Here is a 19,548-nt window from a genome sequence, read left to right on the forward strand (position 1 = left end):
CAATTCCTCCTACATATTCATCATCATAAAAGCAGGTGCCCCGATCATGACTACAATCGTAAAAAAGATTAGCACCATCGGAAACACCAGTTTAGAAGAAGCCTGTTCTCCCTTCGCCCGACTAACAGCCTTGCGTTTCTCCCACAACACATGTGACAGATCCCGCAGCGCCAATACAAAGTCACCTCCCCCACGCCGGAAATTTAGCAAGACCGTCGTCGTAAAAATCGTCACTTCCTGCACACCACAACGGCGGCTGAACTGTTCAAATGATTGTTGAAACGAATAACCGTTATTCAAATCTCCCACGGTCTTTCTGAGTTCGTTGTACAGCGGATGATCCCGTTCCCCCTGGCTTGTCACACAGTGAACGATGGCACGCTGAACGGTCTCCCCAGCGCCCACCAGCAGAACAATTCTGTTCAGCAGCTCGGGCAGCTCCATGAGGATGTCCTGATCTCTCCGCTGAACCTTGGTATTGAGGTCTTTATAAAGTGCAAAAGGTAAAGCTATACCCAACGCGAGTCCACCCACCATGCCTCCGATACCCATATCTCCAACGAGTGTTAACAGACAACCTACCAGCAACATGAGCCACGTATAAGTCAACATTTCAGCGCAATAGAGCATCGTTTTCTCTCCACTGTGCTGTATGCCATACATTTTCTGAATGGCATGTTGCATCCGAAACATGAGCACAGGCAATCTGCGTCCAATCTCGAACTTGTCCAGTACAAATAGGAACGGGCCATGCAATTTCTTCAGTCGTAATCCTTCCATATCCAGCTTGCGCAGATGCCGGTAGGTCTGTCCCTGGGTTCGATCCAGCACCAGCCATCCCGCTCCCAGCATCCCTGCAACTATAACGGGAAGCAGCATCGTTTCAGCTCCTTATACTTTGATATCCATAATTCGAGTAACCCATAGATAACAGCAGGCCAGTACTGCCAATGCACCACTAGAGATGAGATACCCCATCCCGCTATATAGTGGCTCCATAAAATCCTTGGCGGTCAGATTGAGGAATATCAGAAAAATAAATGGAGCGGCAAACATGACCTTTGATTCGAACTTTTTCTGCGATACCGCGACCATAATATCCTGCTGAATGTCCAGCTTCTCACCAATCACCGCAGAGGTACGACGCACAACCTCAACCAGATCCCCGCCAGTTCGTTTGCACGTAATGAACACATCTGCAAAATTCGTAATATCCTCAATCTGCGCCCGATCCGAAAAATCCTGTAGTGCCTCTTCGATTGGTTGTCCATACTCCATCCGTGTCCGCAATATCGTGAACTCACGAATCAGATCAGTATCCGCTTCCGGGTTCAACATCCGCAAATCCTCTACGGATTCCTTGAATCCATTTTCCACCGATTTTCCTGCGGCCAGTGCCGAAGATAATGCATATAACGCTTGCTTAAAATGTAAACTGAGTGTCATTCTTTTTCGTTCCAACAGCACTTTAGTCCAATGTTTTGGTACCCATATGCAACCCGCAGCCAAGATCGCTCCAGCCAACCAATGATGGTAGAACAGAATTCCGATGCCAAAAAACAGCAGACCACTAATCAGCATACAGACCATTCGTTGTCTCCGGGAAAGCGTATATACGGTGTAATCCGTCAACATCTGTCTGGCTTCACCCAACAGTAATCACCTTCCAATGACTTTAATTCACGTTGTTATCTGATGAATCTGATTCAACACTATACTGTTCTATGTATTCATCCAGCCAGTCCCCGAGCCCAGCCATCTGAATTTTATCCACCTGATTCAACTTCCCAACCTGTACTAACCCGCCAATAATTTTGCCTTCACGCTCTTCTTGTTCCTGGAAACGAAACAGTGGATTAAGCAAGACCTCACCGTCCTGCATGCCAATCACTTCACTGATCTCCGTCACTCGCCGTGAGCGGTCTCGCAGCCGGGACAGATGCACAAAGATATCGATTGCCGAACTAATCTGTTGTCGTACAACCGCAATCGGAAGATCCGCACCACTCAGCACCATCGTTTCAAGTCTGCTGATCATGTCGGAGATCGTGTTTGCGTGCCCAGTTGACAACGATCCATCGTGTCCTGTGTTCATAGCCTGCAACATATCCAAAGCTTCTGCGCCCCTGACTTCTCCAATGACAATCCGGTTCGGTCGCATCCGTAAGGAGGACTTGATCAGATCCCGAATAGATATCTGCCCTTTGCCTTCGGTATTGGCATTTCGAGTTTCCAGCGATACCAGATTCGGTACTGTTACAATCTGTAACTCAGCCGAATCCTCAATCGTTATAATCCGCTCATCGGCAGGAATGAATTGGGATAAGGCGTTCAGAAAGGTCGTTTTTCCCGATCCAGTCCCACCTCCAATGAAAATGTTATATTTGCTCCGTACCAACTGTTGCAACAGTTCTGCGGCTTCTTCATGCAAGGCTCCCTTTTCAATCAGATCAGACATCTTCATCGGCTCACTCGGAAATTTACGAATCGTCATCGTAGGGCCTTTCAAGGCAATGGGCGGCAACACGATATTGACCCGCGATCCATCCTTTAACCGGGCATCCACGATCGGAGAAGACTCATTCACAATCCGGTTTACCCCGGACACAATCATCTGAATAATATCCTCGAGCCGTTCCTTGGACTCAAATTCTAGAGTGATCTGGCTGACTTCACCTTCCTGCTCGACAAAAATCTCCTTGTGACTGTTGATCATAATTTCTGTAATATCGGGATGATCCACAAGCGGCTGCAAAATATCCAATCCACGAAAGGAATCAAACAACCGCTGTACCAGTGTATGACGCTCTCCCGAGGTCAAATCTTCCAGCTTCGGGTCAGTGAGAACTTTGCGTTCTATCCCCTGCCACAGTTCATCATCCCCAGCGGAAGAGGTTAAATCCAGGCCTGCCCTGACCTCCCTGCGCATGATCTGAAACTGTTCTTCACGATCCAGTATTCGATTGGATGAATCCGTCATAACGCCCACCGATCCTGCTTCTGAATTCGTCCCGTCTGCTTCAATTCTTCTTCGCCATCTTGTACCAGCATGGCACATAATCTCTTCACTTCACGTTGAAAGATCGGAGAACTAAGCATGACTTCCTCCTGACTAAGCTGCTTCCATGAAGGAATATAGGGCAACACCGCATCCAGATGCAGATCAGGCCGTGGAAGTGCATTAACGACATTGTCCCTATATTTGTTGACTACGAAACATGAACGGTCCAACACGTTCTCGTACACATCTGGCTTGGTGCGCTCGACATGCTGTAACCACTGTCCCCATCGATGCATGGCAGATATATCATCCTCAACCAGCCAGACAAATGCGTCTGCTGCACCCAGCACCCCTTCACTGCGCCCATCCCAACCGGAATCGCCATCCAGAACCAGCACATCATATTGTCCGCAATCCGTTAAATAACGAAGCAGATTCGACGTATCCTCACGAGTCATCTGCAACAGTTCTTTCCGATTCGATAATGGCCAGAATACATCAGACTTCAACGCTTCATGCCGGATCACATATCCATCCACAGCCTTGGCTTGCACCTGTAGCTGCTTGCCAGATTCCTTTCTGCCCACTTTCAGATCGTAAAGCAGGCGTGACAACCCCGTCTCCGCATCCGGGTGGCGTTGCCCACTTCTAGAAAGTCCCTTCTCCAGAAACGGGAGCGTGCTATCCAGCGTCTCCAGATTCAGATAGAGGACAGCATAACCTGCGAGCCCCAACTGCTTCGCCATGTGCAGGGCCACTGCCGTTTTACCACTTCCACCCGAAGCGGACAATACACCAATAGAGAGAGTTTCCTGCCCCGGACGATGCATCTTCTTGCGGCGCGGCTGCCGGCAAGCATTCATCACAGCTTCCAGTAACGTAGGCAAGGGTTGGTATTTCATCAGGCGCTTCGCCTCGTCCACCTCGTCCATCCCTTCACTCAGCATTAGCCAAGGTACACCCGATGCTTCTCCGCCGTTACTCAACCAGTTGTTCAGGAATTCCGGTTCCGCAACGACCAGATCCGGCATCTCCCGACCTTCCTGCTGCTCGTTCATGTGATCTCTGAACGAATCCCATTGGGAGAACGCCGTAAAACGCACTTGGAAACCTGACGAACTTCCCTGTACATAATCAAGCCAAGCACTGATATAATCTCTGTCTTTGGAAACCAATACTGCCTTTAGTACAATCAATTTCTCCTTCCCTCCCTGCAAAAAAAGCACAAAAAAGCACCGTCCAGTAACCGCATGAACATGCAGTATATGGACGGTGCTTCCGTCACGTGCTATGAATGTATGGATAATATAGCATACAATTTCTGGTGGAGCAAGGGATTTATTCTAACCATTTTTCCCTTAAGAGTGATAGGGTGAATCGAACTCAATAATGTTACGGTCAGGATCAAGTACAAAAATCTGTGCGAATCCAGCTACACTCTCAGGTCTCGCTTCATACTCAATTCCCTGCTGCTCCAGCCAGGCTATAGTCCCTGAATAACTGGTGACCCAGATCGCAAAGTGGCCATCGGTTGTATCAATACCAGCCTCGCGCAGCGTGTGACCTTCCGGGTGCTGAAGCAGATGAAGCTGCTGGCTGCCGATAGCGTACCATGTACCCGTGGAGCGGAAGGCTGGACGTTCAATCTCCTGCATGCCCAGTAACCCCGAGTAGAACTTCTTCGCGATTTCCAGATCACGAACAGCCAGACTAACATGGTGGATGTGTGCATATTCAATCATCTTTTATATCCCCCTCTCTAATTAAATATGACTATACTATAACACCTTGAACCCTGACCATAATCTCCATTAAAAAGAAAAGCACCCCTGAACCCAATCCGGTAAACCTCACGGCTCACACAGATCTAGTTCAGAGGTGCCCTGCAAACGGCATACATTGATGCTCGCTTACCGCATTAAATCATCTTCAGCACATTTGGCATAACCAAATTATTTTGCACTATCCAATGCTTCTTGTGGAATCTTGATCTCTTCCACTTGATCGTGGTTAGAAAATGTACTCGTCATCTTCATGTCCATCGTCATTTTCTGTCCATTCTGTTCCATCTCCATGACCATGTTGACGTCCGTACTTGCAGGCAGGTAGGTTTCTTTGTTTATCATATATTTCATCTTCATGCTGGTGATATTCATCTGATCAAGCATGGCTTGCATCTGGGCATCCGATCCGTTTTGCTCCATCACGGCTTTGGCCAGTTCCTTCACGTTATCACCGGATACGTCAGCGTTAATCACATAATTGTCGCCTTCTTCGGTCACTTCAGTATCTTCTTCGATCTTTTTGAATTGCTCCAATTCACCTTCGGGATTCATGCTTGCTTTCATCTGCTCAATCAGTTCACTCGTTTGAGCTTCAGGAATCGCAACCCATTGCTCCCCAACTTGGGAGTAGATTTTATCCGAAGTAATATACTGTTTTACGTTCTGCGCTTCCTGTCCCGACATTTCCATATTCATCTCTTGATAGATCATCATTGGATCTTTGATAATATCCATCTTGAGCGATGTTTTAACCTGTTGATCCTGGGACTGTTCACCAGCATCCAGCTTCAGATTCTGATCAATGTTTGCTTCAGTTGTGAAGCTTTTCATTTCTTTCGTAGCTGCATTGGTTTTGGTAATCAACTCGTCCAGGGTAGGGATCTTTGTTTCCTGCTCTGCAGGTGTATTGCCCTCGTTAGACGTTTCGTTGTTAGTCGCTGGCGGCGTTGCCGTATTATCTGTGTCGTTACTGCATGCTGCCAAGCTCACTGCTAATAATGCCCCGATAAATATTGTAGTCCACTTCTTCAAGTTGTTGTCCTCCCAAAATAGATATGATCTGTAGTGATTACCCAATAATTCCCGTTATTAATCACAAAAACCGATCTTTGATCTCCGGTGTAGGCAACATGCACGCTTCATCTTTGCCAAACCAACGATAACGGTTGCGTGCAACCCAGTTGTAGACTGCATTACGAATAAATTTCGGTATGATCATGAACACATATAACAACGGATAAGGAAACTTCAGACCTTTGGCTAATCGCAGCGCGGCGGTCGAACGTGTATAGTATTTTCCATTTTCAATTAGAACAAAAGTGTCCATACTGTCTGTCGACAGATTGCCCTTCTCCAGCAATTCCTTGGCTACATCCGATTGGAGCGAAGCAAAATGGTATTTCCCTTCCGGGTCACGCTTAATAATCCACTTGGTTAAGCCCTGGCAGAAGTGACAGACGCCATCCACCAGTACGATGGGATGTCCCTGATGCACATCCGTTTGGTTTGCTATCATATTGGCTGCCTCCTATGGTTGCGGTTAGAGTAACTTACCCAATCTAGGCCTTCCTGTTCACTAATTCTAAATTTATTTCTTCTTGAGGTAGTTCACTTATAGAGATAAAAAGAAAAAGAGCGCAGGCATTGTGCCCACGCTCGTATCTGTCCGACAATTACTCCGTAACTGCCTTTTCCATCCATTGGTCATCGATCATCTGTTGATGCAGGTCACTTGCCCACTGGTCCATACATTTGCAAATGAAATCTTTGCGACATACTGGACAAGGGGTTTTCTGCAGACGGCTGATATTGGTCATCTTCCATTCCGGGGAACGGGAGTAGAATACACGGCATTTTGTACCGTCTACCAAATTCATTTTGAATTCATACAATCCGTCTTCCTTGTTACCATAAGCTAATTCTAAATCTGCAATACGCGGTCTATAAGACATGGATATCACCTGTTTAATTCAAATTTGGTTCATGCAATGACACTACTCAGTACTAAGTTATATTAAAGAAAATTCAGGTCAATGTCAACTCGCGCATGTCTACCCGCCAAACAGAATATCCAGAATCGTCCCTACCTGCCCTTGTTTTTTACCTTTCAAGACATCCGGATCAAAAACTTCAACATACCCGCAGGAAGCACAGCCCACAAACAGGTAGTGGTTATGCTGAATATCGAACACCTTGCTCAGGCCTGCTCCTGACATGGAAATTTCCTTAATGTTACAATCCGTGCTCCTGCATTTCGTACATACAAATCGCCGCTCGATCATCTCTTCAATACTCATCTTCGTTCCCCCTTTATAGAATGTGTAGCATGAAGTGGGAGTGCAATTATGTAAAATAGTACGCGATCTAGCATGGAATATCCTGCATTATGTCCATATATTTAATCAACACAAAACCCTGCCGATTGCCAGCAGGGCTTTGTACTTGAACATCAGGTATCCAGGATACCCTGCTCTATATGTTCCCCGTTACGTACGGGAAGTCACATCTTAGACCACGTTTAATACAACATCAATGTTGCCGCGTGTTGCTTTGGAATACGGACAGAAATCATGCGCCTTGCGGGCCAGATCTTCGGCTTGACTGTGATCCACACCAGGCATACTCACGTCCAGACGAACAGATAATTGGAAACCGTCATCCGCAGGGTCTTTACCAATGGATACGTTACTTGTTACTACCACATTCTCCAATTTCACGCCCGCTTTGCGTGCTACATTGGCAAGGGCACTTTCATAACAGGCACCATATCCAGCTGCAAAGAGTTGCTCAGGGTTGGTACCTTCACCACCGGAACCACCAAGCTCTTTGGGCATTTTCAGATCATGTTTGAGCACGCCATCCGAAGAAGTCACCGAACCTGTACGTCCACCTTTAACTGTCGCTACTGCTGTATATAAAGCTTCCATTAAGAATCTCTCCCTCATCAATATAATTTTTAACTGCCTTCCTTTCAATTTAAACTTCTGGCTCATTTTGAAACGCATTTTGAATCTTTATCAGCTTTTACATCTTTATTATTTTCATGCATTTCAAATTCATGGCTGTATTTTCTCTAAGGTTGGGTAATATACGAAGGGTCATCTTCAAGCTGCAACAGATATTTTGTGCTGATACATAAAAGTTGCACTAGACAAAAACATTTGAAGGAGTACAATGTAAAAATAAACATAAAAATTTAGATATATCATAAGCGGTTCATTCCGCATCAATATTTCAAAGTCAGGTGATTATCGTATGAGTAAAAAAAATCCGTTCAACGCTCCTTCAAGAGAATCATTATCTACTGCGGGCATGGCGCCTTCACTTGGAGAAGCTCATAACTCCATGAAAGTTCCACAGAATGCTGCATGGTGGAAGAAATTCCTCGCCTTTGTAGGCCCTGGATACCTTGTTGCCGTAGGTTACATGGACCCCGGGAACTGGGCAACAGATATCGCAGGCGGCTCGCAGTTCGGGTATACCTTGTTATCCGTTATCCTGTTATCGAACCTGATGGCCGTTGTCCTTCAGTCGCTGGCTGGCAAACTCGGCATCGTCACTGGACGGGATCTGGCTCAAGCCTGTCGTGAACGATTCAGCATGCCTGTTGTCATGATGTTATGGATTCTGTGTGAACTTGCCATTGCAGCTACCGATCTGGCTGAGGTCATAGGTTCTGCCATCGCGTTAAAACTGTTATTTAACATCCCCATGTTATACGGCGTGATCATCACCGCAGTTGATGTACTCCTGATTCTTGTACTGCAAAACAAAGGCTTCCGCGCTCTGGAAACTCTCGTCATTGTGCTGATGGCAACCATAGCCCTCTGCTTCGGTATTGACCTGTTTCTGGCGAAACCCGATATGGGCGGTGTTCTCCATGGTTTTGTACCAAATGTTGAGATTCTGCAAAACCCGGCCATGCTCTATATCGCTATTGGTATTATTGGAGCAACCGTGATGCCGCATAATCTGTACCTGCATTCTTCCATTGTGCAGACCCGTCAGATTGAACAGACAGCACAGGGCAAAAAAGAAGCCATTCGGTACTCGACCATGGACTCTACAATCGCACTGACACTGGCCCTGTTCATTAATTCAGCCATCCTGATTGTATCTGCTGCTGTATTTCACAGTGCTGGTATGACGCAGGTTGCCGAGATCGCAGATGCCTACCATCTGCTGACACCTCTATTGGGTACAACGGTTGCAAGTATTCTGTTCGGTGTGGCGCTGTTAGCATCAGGTCAGAACTCTACCCTTACAGGTACACTCGCTGGGCAGATTGTCATGGAAGGTTTTCTGAACATTCGAATTCCAGCATGGCTGCGCAGACTGGTTACACGTCTGATTGCCATCATTCCGGCGGTAATTGTCACAGCCATTGCAGGCGAACATGGCACAGAAGAATTGCTCATTTTGAGCCAGGTTGTGCTGTCTCTTCAATTACCTTTTGCTGTAATCCCTCTGGTGATGTTCACGAGTGATAAAAAAAGCATGGGTGCATTCGCCAACAAGTTATGGCTCAAAATCATCTCATGGGTCATTGCAGCTATTATCGTTGTGCTGAATGTATATCTGATCATTCAGACGATCCGGTTGTTCTAATCTGGTTCTAATCGACTAAATAATTAAAAGGCTGATCGACTCCGGTATGCTATACCCAAGTTGATCAGCCTTTATTGTTGCTGTACAGCAACGTGTTTTCATTTAGAGTAGAACCTCTCGTACGCAATCATCTATTCCTGGTTTGGTATCAGTAATGGCAGAAGTTGATCCAACGAATCAACGGTCCAATCCGCACGTTCGTCATCCGATAGTTCTGGCTGGAATCTTCCGTAACCCTGCATAATTCGAATCGTGTGCATGCCCAGCTTCCGAGCAGGTATAATGTCGTTATCGATCCGATCGCCGATCATGACGGCTTCCTCCGGTTCACAACCGGCCTGTTTCAAGGCCACAGCGTATAACTCAGGGTCTGGCTTGGACACTCCTTCTTCAGCCGAACATGCCAGAACATCAACATACTTCCGCAAGCCGTAGCTCTCCAGTCTCTCTTCCGTTCCAGGACTCTGATTGGCAATAATGCCAATGCGATAATGCCGTGACAACTGCTGAAGAACGGAATCTGCTGAAGGAAAAGGACGTTCAAGATCTTTTTGAAACTTCAGCTTGTCCTGAATCTGTTTCTGATGCCCCTCGTCTTCAACGAATGTGCGAATCGCCACTCTCATAGGCCATTGCTCATATTCTCGGTAACAGCTCGCGAACAGTTCGCGTACCGCCTCAATTGTCACCGGATACCCCAAAGCACAAGCTTCACGGACGAACTGTCCGATAATATCATCAACCGGCTCCCATTCATCCACCAGCGTATCTCCAACATCAAAAAACAACCACTTTAATCCACCTACATCCGGCACGCCAATTCCTCCTTGTAAGCATAAAAAAGAAGACCCACCATCCTGCATGAGTCTCCTCAAATTTCCGTTTATCGATGAATCAATTTCATAATACCTTGAGTGAATTCTGAAATTGATTCTAATACATTCAATTATAACAGGCACCTTACACCTGAGCAATCACAAGCTATGGCATCAACCATTGAGGAGAAAGCCGACTTCCCCATTGAGCGAATATACAATCCGGTCTGCGCCCATCCCCCGATAGATGCCCTTTGGATTACTCTGCTCCGTAATGACACACAGGGATTTAGATGTCCATGAACGGCAGATCTGCAAATAACGACAGGTCAGATTCAGACTGTTCTCGAAAATAAACACATTGCCTACGCTACCCTGCGGCAAAAACCATTTTTGAGCTGCAGCCGTATTCATTCGAATAACATGCTCTACCCCGATTCTGCGGAGTCTCCGCTCTTCTCCTGCACTGTTGGTTAGAACGGCAAACGGCATTTTTTTGTACATCAGCAATTTGATAAATTTGCGTCCTGCTTCATTTGGAGCAGTCACTAAGATCATCTCAGTATCCATCATTCGTTCCTCCCTTGGCGTGAAAAGACAACAAAAAAGAAGCGTGGGGGACCAAGGCCTCCCGAACGCTTCTTAAATAACCCATGGCGAAAACACCATGAACCAGCGTACGGCTTGTTGCCTCTCCCTTTAACGCTTACGAGGTTAGCTGACGGATTCGGGCGCGAGAGTCGCCCTATTTCCGGCTGTCACCGGAAAATTCACCCCATGAATGCCCACTGTCCTGGACAGCGCATTCCGTTGGTTCCCCCGTTTCCCATTCATCAATGAATGGAAACTCAGCGATTAAAACATCGTTCGTATATCTTAAGGTAAGATCGAGCGATATTATCGTTTGTTTCGTTTTTCAAGTACAATTTAGTTTAAATTGAAATTACGTTATGAATCATACACCCCCGCCATGACGGTGTAAAGTCCGCAGAGATCACCGAATCGGCAGATTTTTGCCAATACTCATCCATAATAACGCTTACAATAAGGTTATACTCTATCCATCTCTTCAAGGCTATCTAATTCTCACTCTGACGAAAATCACTTCGCAATTCATTCACGTATTCTGCACAACTTGTCTGTTTTGATTCTTTTAACACCACATTAGTTTTGCAATATTTAATTGCAACCAATATAATAGAAGATATAAGAGTATATCAATGGAGGCGATTTAGATGACAGTCTACGATTACAAAGTGAATACCCTTCGCGGTCAAGAAGTTGAAATGTCCGACTACCGTGACAAAGTGCTCCTGATTGTGAATACGGCAAGCTCATGCGGCCTTACCCCTCAATTCAAAGGTCTGCAAGAACTGCAAGACAAGTTTCAAGATGCTCCATTTGAAGTTCTTGGTTTCCCAAGCAACCAGTTTGCACAGGAAAAAGGTTCTTCCGACGATATTGCCGAGTTCTGTCAGATGAATTATGGCGTGAGCTTCCCCATGTTTGAGAAAATTGATGTGAACGGCTCAAGCGCTCACCCACTTTTCCAACACCTTAGCACAGAAGCTCCTGGCTTGCTCGGCTCTAAAGCAATCAAATGGAATTTCACCAAATTCCTTGTGGATCAGAACGGACAGGTACTGAAACGTTATGCTCCCAAAACAACACCTGACAAGATTGAAGAAGATATCAAGAACTTACTCCAAAAATAATACACAGGCCACCCGTAGCCGGAAGGCAGAGCACCATTGCCCCCGGTAATGGATGGCCTTTTTTTCAACCCAAATGTCATACTGTTCAAAAAAGACAAAAAGAAGAAGCTTTCCAATAACGGAAAGCTTCTTCTTCATCGTTCATATGATGCGGTCGAGAGGACTCGAACCTCCACGGGCATACGCCCACTACCCCCTCAAGATAGCGTGTCTGCCATTCCACCACGACCGCATGTCGTAAATAATCGGCAACAGAATTGATTATACCGGGTTCTGATCTAAAAGTAAAGTGTTTTCTATTACTTCTTTTTCAGATAGGCATTTTCATCAAAAATCGCATATTCTCGTCATCTTTACCCATGAACTGCATATTATTAGATTCGATCCCCTCTTTTCCGGTTAGAGCTGATCTTGTTGATTCATTTATATATAGTCCTCCCTACATTTCGCAAACATTTAACTTTTAATGTCATATAAAATAACACAAATACTGAATTCCAGATTTAATTTGCTGAATTTCAATGACACTATTGACAAAAAGCGGACGTTTATGGGACGATAACTATCATATAATTCGGATTTTCAAACATAAAGCAAACAAAAAGGAATATAAATGTTACTTAAAGTGACATTTAACGAACACAGGAGGCGAATGATCGTGAACCGTGGGAATAAGCTGCTCGATTATGTTAAACTGCTTGATTCCTCTATTCAGGTTGGAGGGTTTACCCATTCCTTCGGCATGGATATCCATATCAAGGAGGGTACCATTCGTAATGCTGAAGATCTCGAATCATTCATGCGTTGTCAGTTGCACCCCAGCATCGTTCGTCTTGAAGGCATGGCTATCAAAGGCATCTATACCGCAGCAGATCACAACGATACATGGCGAATAGCCCTGATCGACAAGCTCGTCCATGTTCAGCGAACTCCTGGAGATCTCAGAGAACAAGCTGCTACCATGGGTAAACGATTGATCAGACTCGCACGCGCTCTGCACCCCTGGATTGATTTCAGCCAGCTTGAACAGATCTTCGCCAAATATGATTCGGTTGGCTGCCTCTCCACTGTTCACGCCTGGATTAACCACCACCTCGATATCCCTGTCGAGGCGGCAGTTCTTGGTTATCTGCATTCAGCCATGAATGCCTGCATAACCGAAGCCTCCAAAGTTATTCCTCTGGACACCGAAACAATCAAAGATCTGACGGTACGCCTGGCCGCAGATCTGGAGAATGAATGGAACACCGTCAGCGCCTCGGCTGCGGATGGACTGGCACAGCCAACCTCGATGTCCATGAAATCGTTTTTCCCCAGTTTCCATATGCTTGGAGCTGGACTTCATGCCTACAGGGCCTAATCCTTGTCCACCTACACCTACTCTCCTTCATTCAGACAAACAAAAAAAAACACGCGGCAACCTCCTTGCCGACGTGTTTTTTGTCATTTTATTGGTTTTTTTAACGTATTTACGCCATTTTACATCACAAAATACACTTTTTTCCGTCTTTTTTAATTGTTAGATGACGGATTTACGTATATAATAAAATATACAGCTCGCATTTCTATATATTCTACATGAAGAAAGGGCGACTGAATACTACATTCTAACCAGGGGTGAACCCTTTTGAACAAGAAAAAACCAGTGACTCCGTTCGGATGGGCCATCAAACGACGGCTAACCGAACTTCAAGTGGACCAGAAGACCTTTTGTGAACAGCACGACATCCCACCCTATCGTTTATCCAATCTCATTCACGGCACACGCAAAGCAACCCGATTCAGACACCTGGTCGCTGATATTTTGGATATTCCAGATGAACTGAGATAAGATTTTTGCCAAAGGAGGACCCCATCCATGAGACATGTTACATCCGATCTGGAGAGGCTGTCGTTCCAATCCATAACTCACCAGCTCATCATCGTTGATCACGATTGGATTATCCACAGTTGTAACCGCGCCTGGCAACAGGAACTCGGTCAACTATTACCCAACCCGGATGCGAACAGTACTCATAGACATTACCTGCATCTGTTGGAAGCCTGGGCATTACAAGGCAAGAACGCCAATATGGCACTTGTCGCACAGAATTTGAAAGAACGCGGAACACCCTTTAGTCGAAATCATACATATGACATCTGCGTGTATACGGTATACAACGAAGAGAGGTGGTTTCGTGTGGAACTCACCCCTCTATCTCACACTAACTCAAACCTGAATACCGATCTCGCTTTGATTGCCCACATGGATATTACCGAACAGAAAAAGACAGAACGCCAATTGAAGAAGGCTCTGTCTGACGTGCGCACCTTGCGCGGATTACTGCCTATTTGCGCTGTCTGCAAACAAATCAAGGACGAAGAGGAACATTGGAACTCCGTGGAAAGTTATCTGGAGAAGCATACCCACGCCGAATTCACCCATGACATCTGCCCGGAATGCATCCGGCGGTTATATCCGAAATACTCGAATATCCTGGACAAGCGCTCCTGAATACTCAATCCACTTGACACGCTAACTACAACTACACGGATAGATGATGTTCAAATTGCGACATATCCAGTTCTTGCGGTGTCCCGTGCAGGGTAATGGCACCTTTGTCCATGATATAGATATAATCTGCGGCACTGCGCACAAAATCAATACTCTGCTCCACCAGTAGAACCGACAGATTCCCTTTTGCCTTGAGCTGTAAAATAACCTGCCGAATGTCCTCCACGATGGAAGGCTGAATGCCTTCTGTCGGCTCATCCAGTAGCAATAACCCCGGACGCGAAGCCAGCGCCCGGGCGAACGCCAACTGCTGCTGCTGTCCACCACTCAGATCTCCACCCTGCCGTCCATACATCGTAGCAAGCACAGGAAACATCGCCAGTACATCCTCCGGGAACGTTTTTACTCCCGGTGCACTTGTCTCCAGACCGAGCAACAAATTTTCTTTCACCGTAAGCTGCGGGAAAATCTCCCGCCCCTGCGGTACATAACCGATGCCTGCCCTTGCCCGCTTGGCTGTGTCCAACGTGGACAACTCCTGATTTTGCCACTGAATACTGCCCTTGCGTATTTTGAGCAGCCCCATCAATGTTTTCATCAACGTTGTTTTACCCACACCGTTACGGCCCATCAGACACACCACCTGTCCAGGCTGTACGTCCAGGCTCACACCTCGAAGCACATTACTTTCCCCATAGCCGGATTCAATTCGTTGCAGCGACAGCATGGTCATCCCTCCTTTTGCCCAGATACACTTCTGCCACTTTCGGATCCGCCTGTACTTCCGCCATCGTACCTTCCTTCAACAGTTTACCTTCATGCATCACGGTCACCTTGGCTGCGAACTCTCGCACAAACTCCATATCATGCTCCACCACCACAACTGAGCGCTCACGCGCAATCTCTTGCAGAAGTCGTCCGGTCTTGTGTGTTTCTTCATCCGTCATGCCCGCCGCTGGTTCGTCCAGCAACAACACACGAGGCTCCTGCAAGAGCAACATGCCGATCTCCAGCCACTGCTTCTCCCCGTGCGATAACGCTCCTGCACGGGCGTTAATGCGGTCTTGCAGACCAATTTGGAGGCTAATATGCTCCATGGCAACACTCATCTTCCCATATCGTCGAATACCGATGGTCTGCAGAGGGGAACGGCGAGTCTCCGCCGCCAGCGTCAGATTCTCTTGCACCGTCAGACCTGCAAAGATCGATGGCGCCTGGAATTTACGTCCCACCCCTTTGCGAACAATCTGGTGCTCCTTCAGTCTTGTTAATTCCGTACCATCCGCCATCTTTACCGAGCCGGACATGGGTTTGGTTTTGCCGCATATCACATCCAGCATCGTCGTTTTTCCCGCACCATTCGGTCCAATCAGAAAATGCAGGTCATGTTCATGCAGCTTCAGATTCATGCCTTTGACGGCAACGAACCCACCAAAGGCCACCGTAATGTCCTCGGCTAACAGTACCGCTGATCCCTCAGTAGACTTTAGGTTTTTCCCGAGTGACTTGGACATGTGCACTCTCTCCTCTCCGCTTCAGCAAACGAACGATATGACGATACACACCTACAATTCCGTTTGGCATGAATAAGACTACTGTTACAAAGAGCCCACCAATGACGAACAGCCACCCTTCGGGGTAAGCCTCGCTTATGCCTGTTTTGGCTGCATTCAGCACAACCGCTCCGATGACCGCTCCAATAAGCGTACCGCGACCACCCAATGCAACCCACAGGACCATCTCAATGGAGGGTACAATCCCCATCATCGATGGCGAGATAATACCGACCTGAAGAACAAACAACATGCCCGCAACACCTGCAAGCGCACCGGAAAAAGCAAAAGCCAGCGTTTTATATCCTGCCGGATCATATCCGAGGAATCGCACCCGATTCTCACCATCGCGCGCAGCTTCCAGCACCTGACCGAACCGGCTGTTCACCATTCGACGGCACAGCACATAAGCGATCACCAGAACAGCAAGCGTTATATAGTAGAGAGCAATCGTTGTTCCTGCGGAATGAAGTGTAAATCCAAAGATCGAATTATACCCAGTAATACCATTCGTCCCACCCGTCCACTCCTGTTTGCCAACAAACAATGTCACCGTAATCAGAACCAAGGCTTGAGTCAGAATAGTAAAATACACACCTGTAATCCGGTTACGGAACGTAAACCAGCCCAAGGCAAAGGCGAGCAATGCCGGAAGGGCTATCCCCAATAGCAGAGCCACCGGGAAAGAGCGAAACGGTTCCCAGAACCATGGCAGACCACTGAAACCACTCCATCCCATGAAGTCCGGGAGCGTTGCTCCACTAGCCTGAAGTTTCAGATACATCGCCATCGCGTACCCACCCAGACCGAAGAACACACCATGGCCAAGACTCAGCACACCCCCATAACCCCAGATCAGATCGAGACCAATGGCCAGGATCGCCAGTGCCAAAAACTTGGCTAACAGACTCAGACGAAACTCCGTGGAGATTAGTGGAGCAAGACACATCATGATCAGTACAACTGCCCAGATGATTCTCATTTTCAGACTGCCAGTCTTGAGTAATGCCGACATGAACTAACCCCCTTCTTCACGTTAATCGAGACTTCGTGTGCGCATCGCGACCAAGCCACGTGGTTTCCATTGCAGAAAAGCAACGATACATACGAACACGAGCACCTTGCCAATGGAAGCCGAGGTATAGGTTTCGAACAGCGTGTTGAACATACCGATCCCCAATGCACCGCACACGGTTCCAACCAATTTTCCCACACCACCCAAGACAACCACCATGAACGCATCCACAATATAATACGTACCAAGCGAAGGACCAATCGGACCAATGAGCGTTAATGCACAACCAGCAATACCGGCGATTCCCGAACCAATAGCAAAGGTCATACCATCTACCCGTCGGGTCGAAATCCCAAGACACCCCGCCATGCTCCGATTCTGCATTACAGCCCTCATTCGTCTTCCGGAAGATGTTCGATAGATATAGAGATACATACACAGCAGCACGACCGCAACCAATGCGATAATGAAAATTCGTTTATACGGAAATACAATGCCATCCGAGATCGCCAATCCCCCATTAAGCCAAGCCGGACTGGATACGCCCACATTTGGTGCTCCGAATATCGTACGGGCCAGTTGTTGCAGCATCATGCCTACACCCCATGTAGCAAGCAAACTATCCAGCGGCCTGCCATACAGATGCCTGATCAACACCACTTCAAGCAACCAGCCAATCAGAGCAGCTACAACGAACGCAATCGGCAGAGCCACAACAAAGTAAGCACCGAACCACGCCGCGGGAGCATAGGACATAAACAGATTTTGTGTTACATACGTTGCATACGCACCGATCATGATCAGTTCACCGTGAGCCATGTTGATCACATTCATCAGCCCAAATGTTACTGCAAGCCCCAATGCAATCAACAACAGAATTGAACTGATACTCAGACCGTTGAACATCTGCAGGATAAACATATCCATCGCTATCCCCTCCTCCATACCGTGACTCTCGATATTTCACATGACTTCAATTTGCGGCAGAATATATTAAACGTCACAGTAACGCTTTACCGCAATGTGGTGAGAGGATGTGTTGTCACACCCTCGTCTATGAATTGGCTGCTTTGAAGCTAGTTGCCTGTTTTATTGCGAGGTTTCTATGTTATTTAGCGCTGAGGGAAGCTCCCCATTCATACGTTTTCAGATAAGGGTCCGGCTTGACAGGTTCACCAGAATTCCACAATTCCTTGAACTGCCCGTCTTCCTGCACCTCACCGATCCGCACCGTTTTGTAGATATGTTGATTCTCTCCATCCACAGTTACCTTACCTTCGGGAGCATCAAACTCCAGACCCTTGGCAGCCGCTTTCACCTTCTCCACGTCGGTTGATCCTGCTTTTTCCACCGCCGCCTTCCAGAGATAAACTGCTACATATCCCGCTTCAATTGGATCTGCTGTCACTCGATCAGCGCCATATTTTTCTTTATACTTGGCAACAAATGTTGCATTCTCAGGCGTATCCGTTGTCTGATAATAATTCCATGAAGCCAGATGCCCCTTCAATACGTCTGCACCAATGCCACGGATTTCTTCCTCCGCTACACTGACCGACAAGGTTGTCATCTGATCCGAGGAGATTCCAGCATCCTTCAATTGTTTGAAGAAAGCTACATTACTGTCTCCGTTCAGCGTATTGTATACAATATCCGGCTTTGCAGCCTTGATTTTGCTAATGATGGTACTATAATCGGTATGTCCCAGCGGTGTATATTCCTCACCCACCACTTCGCCGCCTTCTGCTGCGAGTTGCGCCTTAATGACCTGATTGGCCGTTTTCGGGAATACATAATCTGAACCGAGCAGATAAAACGTCTTACCCCTGTTCTCCAGCAACCAGGTTACGGATGGAACGATCTGCTGATTCGTTGTTGCTCCTGTATAAAAAATATTTGGCGATGATTCCAATCCTTCATATTGCACTGGATAAAACAATAGACCTTTGTTCTGTTCAAACACTGGGAGCATAGCCTTCCGACTAGCAGAGGTCCATCCGCCAAATACCGCAGCGACCTTATCTTGTTGTAGCAGCTTTCCAGCCTTCTCCGCAAAAGTAGGCCAATCTGAAGCGCCATCCTCAACTACAGGCTCGATCTGTTTACCCAGAACTCCGCCCGCGGCGTTGATCTCTTCAATGGCAAGCATCTCGGCATCTTTAACAGACACCTCACTGATCGCCATCGTTCCGCTGAGGGAATGTAGGATGCCAACTTTAATCGTATCACCGGATGCCGCCGGCTCTCCTGTACCACCTGAACCCGACGCTTCAGGCGGCGCAGCGCCCTCCACACATCCTGTCATCACAATGACCGCACCGAGCAAAATACTCCATAACTTGACCGACCTCTTCTTCAATAGCCTACACTCCCTTTTTTTAGTCTATTGACGAACATTAAGGTCATTTATGTCCGAAATGTTCGTTGATCCAAATTATGGAGCGTCACACTCTTCATGTCAATATAGCTTACATAATTTTATTTCATGCCTACTCGTTTCATGCATACTGCTAATAAGCCCGGAAGCTTATTGACAAAGGATTCACCCTGTGTGAGTATATTT

Annotated in this window: 22 protein-coding genes, 1 tRNA gene and 1 riboswitch; of the genes, 5 read left to right on the plus strand and 18 right to left on the minus strand. The window is 46.9% G+C overall.

Annotated elements, in window-relative coordinates; all coding sequences use genetic code 11:
• Positions 1–9: 9 nt before the first annotated feature.
• From HF638_RS10020 to HF638_RS10065, 10 genes are all read right to left on the minus strand, one after another.
• Positions 10–879, minus strand: a complete 870-nt coding sequence (locus HF638_RS10020) for a type II secretion system F family protein (protein WP_169480100.1) — start codon at positions 877–879, stop codon at positions 10–12.
• A 12-nt stretch (positions 880–891) separates the two neighbouring features.
• A complete protein-coding gene (locus tag HF638_RS10025) occupies positions 892–1,635 on the minus strand; it encodes a type II secretion system F family protein (RefSeq protein WP_051153986.1) in 744 nt (247 codons plus the stop codon).
• Positions 1,636–1,675: 40 nt separating this feature from the next.
• On the minus strand, positions 1,676–2,980 hold the full coding sequence (locus HF638_RS10030) for a TadA family conjugal transfer-associated ATPase (protein ID WP_169480101.1): 1,305 nt from the start codon (positions 2,978–2,980) through the stop codon (positions 1,676–1,678).
• Positions 2,977–4,197, minus strand: coding sequence for a nucleotide-binding protein (locus HF638_RS10035; protein ID WP_169480102.1), 1,221 nt, complete (start codon positions 4,195–4,197; stop codon positions 2,977–2,979). Before HF638_RS10035 ends, HF638_RS10030 begins: the two co-directional genes overlap by 4 nt.
• A 162-nt stretch (positions 4,198–4,359) precedes the next feature.
• Positions 4,360–4,743: a VOC family protein gene (locus tag HF638_RS10040; protein WP_145320399.1), complete on the minus strand. Its 384-nt coding sequence runs from the start codon at positions 4,741–4,743 to the stop codon at positions 4,360–4,362.
• A 210-nt stretch (positions 4,744–4,953) separates the two neighbouring features.
• Entirely contained in the window at positions 4,954–5,817 is an 864-nt protein-coding gene (locus HF638_RS10045) for a DUF6612 family protein (protein WP_169480103.1), read from the minus strand.
• A 61-nt stretch (positions 5,818–5,878) separates the two neighbouring features.
• Positions 5,879–6,301, minus strand: a complete 423-nt coding sequence (locus HF638_RS10050; protein ID WP_169480104.1) for a thiol-disulfide oxidoreductase DCC family protein — start codon at positions 6,299–6,301, stop codon at positions 5,879–5,881.
• 157 nt (positions 6,302–6,458) lie between these two features.
• The gene (locus HF638_RS10055; protein WP_017690003.1) at positions 6,459–6,737 is read right to left on the minus strand and encodes a hypothetical protein; all 279 of its coding nucleotides are present in this window, start codon (positions 6,735–6,737) and stop codon (positions 6,459–6,461) included.
• Positions 6,738–6,836: 99 nt separating this feature from the next.
• Positions 6,837–7,082: a zinc ribbon domain-containing protein gene (locus tag HF638_RS10060; protein ID WP_169480105.1), complete on the minus strand. Its 246-nt coding sequence runs from the start codon at positions 7,080–7,082 to the stop codon at positions 6,837–6,839.
• Between the two features lie 210 nt (positions 7,083–7,292).
• Positions 7,293–7,712, minus strand: a complete 420-nt coding sequence (locus HF638_RS10065; protein ID WP_017690005.1) for an organic hydroperoxide resistance protein — start codon at positions 7,710–7,712, stop codon at positions 7,293–7,295.
• A gap of 385 nt (positions 7,713–8,097) precedes the next feature.
• Between HF638_RS10065 and HF638_RS10070 the strand changes: the two genes are divergently transcribed.
• Positions 8,098–9,393: an Nramp family divalent metal transporter gene (locus HF638_RS10070; protein WP_169480401.1), complete on the plus strand. Its 1,296-nt coding sequence runs from the start codon at positions 8,098–8,100 to the stop codon at positions 9,391–9,393.
• Positions 9,394–9,524: 131 nt separating this feature from the next.
• Here HF638_RS10070 and HF638_RS10075 read toward each other — a convergent pair whose 3' ends face one another.
• Positions 9,525–10,208, minus strand: coding sequence for an HAD-IA family hydrolase (locus HF638_RS10075; RefSeq protein WP_169480106.1), 684 nt, complete (start codon positions 10,206–10,208; stop codon positions 9,525–9,527).
• Between the two features lie 174 nt (positions 10,209–10,382).
• Positions 10,383–10,781 (minus strand): HAD family hydrolase, encoded by a 399-nt coding sequence (locus HF638_RS10080; protein ID WP_248278103.1) that lies wholly within the window; start codon positions 10,779–10,781, stop codon positions 10,383–10,385.
• Positions 10,782–10,896: 115 nt separating this feature from the next.
• Positions 10,897–11,072: riboswitch (cyclic di-AMP (ydaO/yuaA leader) on the minus strand.
• A 371-nt stretch (positions 11,073–11,443) separates the two neighbouring features.
• On the opposite strand from HF638_RS10080, the gene HF638_RS10085 reads away from it, so the two are divergent.
• A complete protein-coding gene (locus tag HF638_RS10085) occupies positions 11,444–11,923 on the plus strand; it encodes a glutathione peroxidase (RefSeq protein WP_091015296.1) in 480 nt (159 codons plus the stop codon).
• 149 nt (positions 11,924–12,072) lie between these two features.
• Here the strand turns inward: HF638_RS10085 and HF638_RS10090 are convergent.
• Positions 12,073–12,155: transfer RNA gene (locus HF638_RS10090), tRNA-Leu, on the minus strand.
• 426 nt (positions 12,156–12,581) lie between these two features.
• Between HF638_RS10090 and HF638_RS10095 the strand changes: the two genes are divergently transcribed.
• The 3 genes from HF638_RS10095 to HF638_RS10105 all read left to right on the plus strand — a co-directional run bounded on the left by HF638_RS10095 (position 12,582) and on the right by HF638_RS10105 (position 14,417).
• On the plus strand, positions 12,582–13,283 hold the full coding sequence (locus HF638_RS10095; protein ID WP_169480107.1) for an urease accessory protein UreF: 702 nt from the start codon (positions 12,582–12,584) through the stop codon (positions 13,281–13,283).
• 267 nt (positions 13,284–13,550) lie between these two features.
• Complete coding sequence (locus HF638_RS10100; RefSeq protein WP_169480108.1) at positions 13,551–13,754, plus strand: XRE family transcriptional regulator; 204 nt, start codon at positions 13,551–13,553, stop codon at positions 13,752–13,754.
• A 27-nt stretch (positions 13,755–13,781) separates the two neighbouring features.
• Positions 13,782–14,417, plus strand: a complete 636-nt coding sequence (locus HF638_RS10105) for a nitrogen regulation protein NR(II) (RefSeq protein WP_169480109.1) — start codon at positions 13,782–13,784, stop codon at positions 14,415–14,417.
• A gap of 31 nt (positions 14,418–14,448) precedes the next feature.
• Here HF638_RS10105 and urtE read toward each other — a convergent pair whose 3' ends face one another.
• The 5 genes from urtE to urtA form a co-directional block, all read right to left on the minus strand.
• Positions 14,449–15,144 carry an urea ABC transporter ATP-binding subunit UrtE gene (gene urtE, locus HF638_RS10110; RefSeq protein WP_169480110.1) on the minus strand — a complete coding sequence of 232 codons (696 nt, stop codon included), beginning with the start codon at positions 15,142–15,144 and terminating at the stop codon, positions 14,449–14,451.
• The gene (gene urtD / locus HF638_RS10115; protein ID WP_169480111.1) at positions 15,122–15,931 is read right to left on the minus strand and encodes an urea ABC transporter ATP-binding protein UrtD; all 810 of its coding nucleotides are present in this window, start codon (positions 15,929–15,931) and stop codon (positions 15,122–15,124) included. Before urtD ends, urtE begins: the two co-directional genes overlap by 23 nt.
• Positions 15,894–16,985 carry an urea ABC transporter permease subunit UrtC gene (urtC, locus tag HF638_RS10120; protein ID WP_169480112.1) on the minus strand — a complete coding sequence of 364 codons (1,092 nt, stop codon included), beginning with the start codon at positions 16,983–16,985 and terminating at the stop codon, positions 15,894–15,896. The genes urtD and urtC overlap by 38 nt, the downstream gene beginning before the upstream one ends.
• A gap of 21 nt (positions 16,986–17,006) precedes the next feature.
• Entirely contained in the window at positions 17,007–17,912 is a 906-nt protein-coding gene (gene urtB / locus HF638_RS10125; protein ID WP_169480113.1) for an urea ABC transporter permease subunit UrtB, read from the minus strand.
• A gap of 181 nt (positions 17,913–18,093) precedes the next feature.
• Positions 18,094–19,344, minus strand: a complete 1,251-nt coding sequence (gene urtA, locus HF638_RS10130; protein WP_169480114.1) for an urea ABC transporter substrate-binding protein — start codon at positions 19,342–19,344, stop codon at positions 18,094–18,096.
• Positions 19,345–19,548: the final 204 nt, after the last annotated feature.

The sequence above is a fragment of the Paenibacillus sp. SZ31 genome, assembly GCF_012912005.1.
Classification (GTDB): Bacteria; Bacillota; Bacilli; order Paenibacillales; family Paenibacillaceae; genus Paenibacillus.

What these genes read in the sequence shown, in the direction of transcription:
- HF638_RS10020 (WP_169480100.1), bottom strand. Translation starts at nt 879, where the DNA reads ATGCTGCTTCCCGTTATAGTTGCAGGGATGCTGGGAGCGGGATGGCTG.
- HF638_RS10025 (WP_051153986.1), bottom strand. Translation starts at nt 1,635, where the DNA reads ATGTTGACGGATTACACCGTATATACGCTTTCCCGGAGACAACGAATG.
- HF638_RS10030 (WP_169480101.1), bottom strand. Translation starts at nt 2,980, where the DNA reads ATGACGGATTCATCCAATCGAATACTGGATCGTGAAGAACAGTTTCAG.
- HF638_RS10040 (WP_145320399.1), bottom strand. Translation starts at nt 4,743, where the DNA reads ATGATTGAATATGCACACATCCACCATGTTAGTCTGGCTGTTCGTGAT.
- HF638_RS10050 (WP_169480104.1), bottom strand. Translation starts at nt 6,301, where the DNA reads ATGATAGCAAACCAAACGGATGTGCATCAGGGACATCCCATCGTACTG.
- HF638_RS10055 (WP_017690003.1), bottom strand. Translation starts at nt 6,737, where the DNA reads ATGTCTTATAGACCGCGTATTGCAGATTTAGAATTAGCTTATGGTAAC.
- HF638_RS10060 (WP_169480105.1), bottom strand. Translation starts at nt 7,082, where the DNA reads ATGAGTATTGAAGAGATGATCGAGCGGCGATTTGTATGTACGAAATGC.
- HF638_RS10065 (WP_017690005.1), bottom strand. Translation starts at nt 7,712, where the DNA reads ATGGAAGCTTTATATACAGCAGTAGCGACAGTTAAAGGTGGACGTACA.
- HF638_RS10070 (WP_169480401.1), top strand. Translation starts at nt 8,098, where the DNA reads ATGGCGCCTTCACTTGGAGAAGCTCATAACTCCATGAAAGTTCCACAG.
- HF638_RS10080 (WP_248278103.1), bottom strand. Translation starts at nt 10,781, where the DNA reads ATGATGGATACTGAGATGATCTTAGTGACTGCTCCAAATGAAGCAGGA.
- HF638_RS10085 (WP_091015296.1), top strand. Translation starts at nt 11,444, where the DNA reads ATGACAGTCTACGATTACAAAGTGAATACCCTTCGCGGTCAAGAAGTT.
- HF638_RS10105 (WP_169480109.1), top strand. Translation starts at nt 13,782, where the DNA reads ATGAGACATGTTACATCCGATCTGGAGAGGCTGTCGTTCCAATCCATA.
- urtE (WP_169480110.1), bottom strand. Translation starts at nt 15,144, where the DNA reads ATGCTGTCGCTGCAACGAATTGAATCCGGCTATGGGGAAAGTAATGTG.
- urtD (WP_169480111.1), bottom strand. Translation starts at nt 15,931, where the DNA reads ATGTCCAAGTCACTCGGGAAAAACCTAAAGTCTACTGAGGGATCAGCG.
- urtC (WP_169480112.1), bottom strand. Translation starts at nt 16,985, where the DNA reads ATGTCGGCATTACTCAAGACTGGCAGTCTGAAAATGAGAATCATCTGG.
- urtB (WP_169480113.1), bottom strand. Translation starts at nt 17,912, where the DNA reads ATGGATATGTTTATCCTGCAGATGTTCAACGGTCTGAGTATCAGTTCA.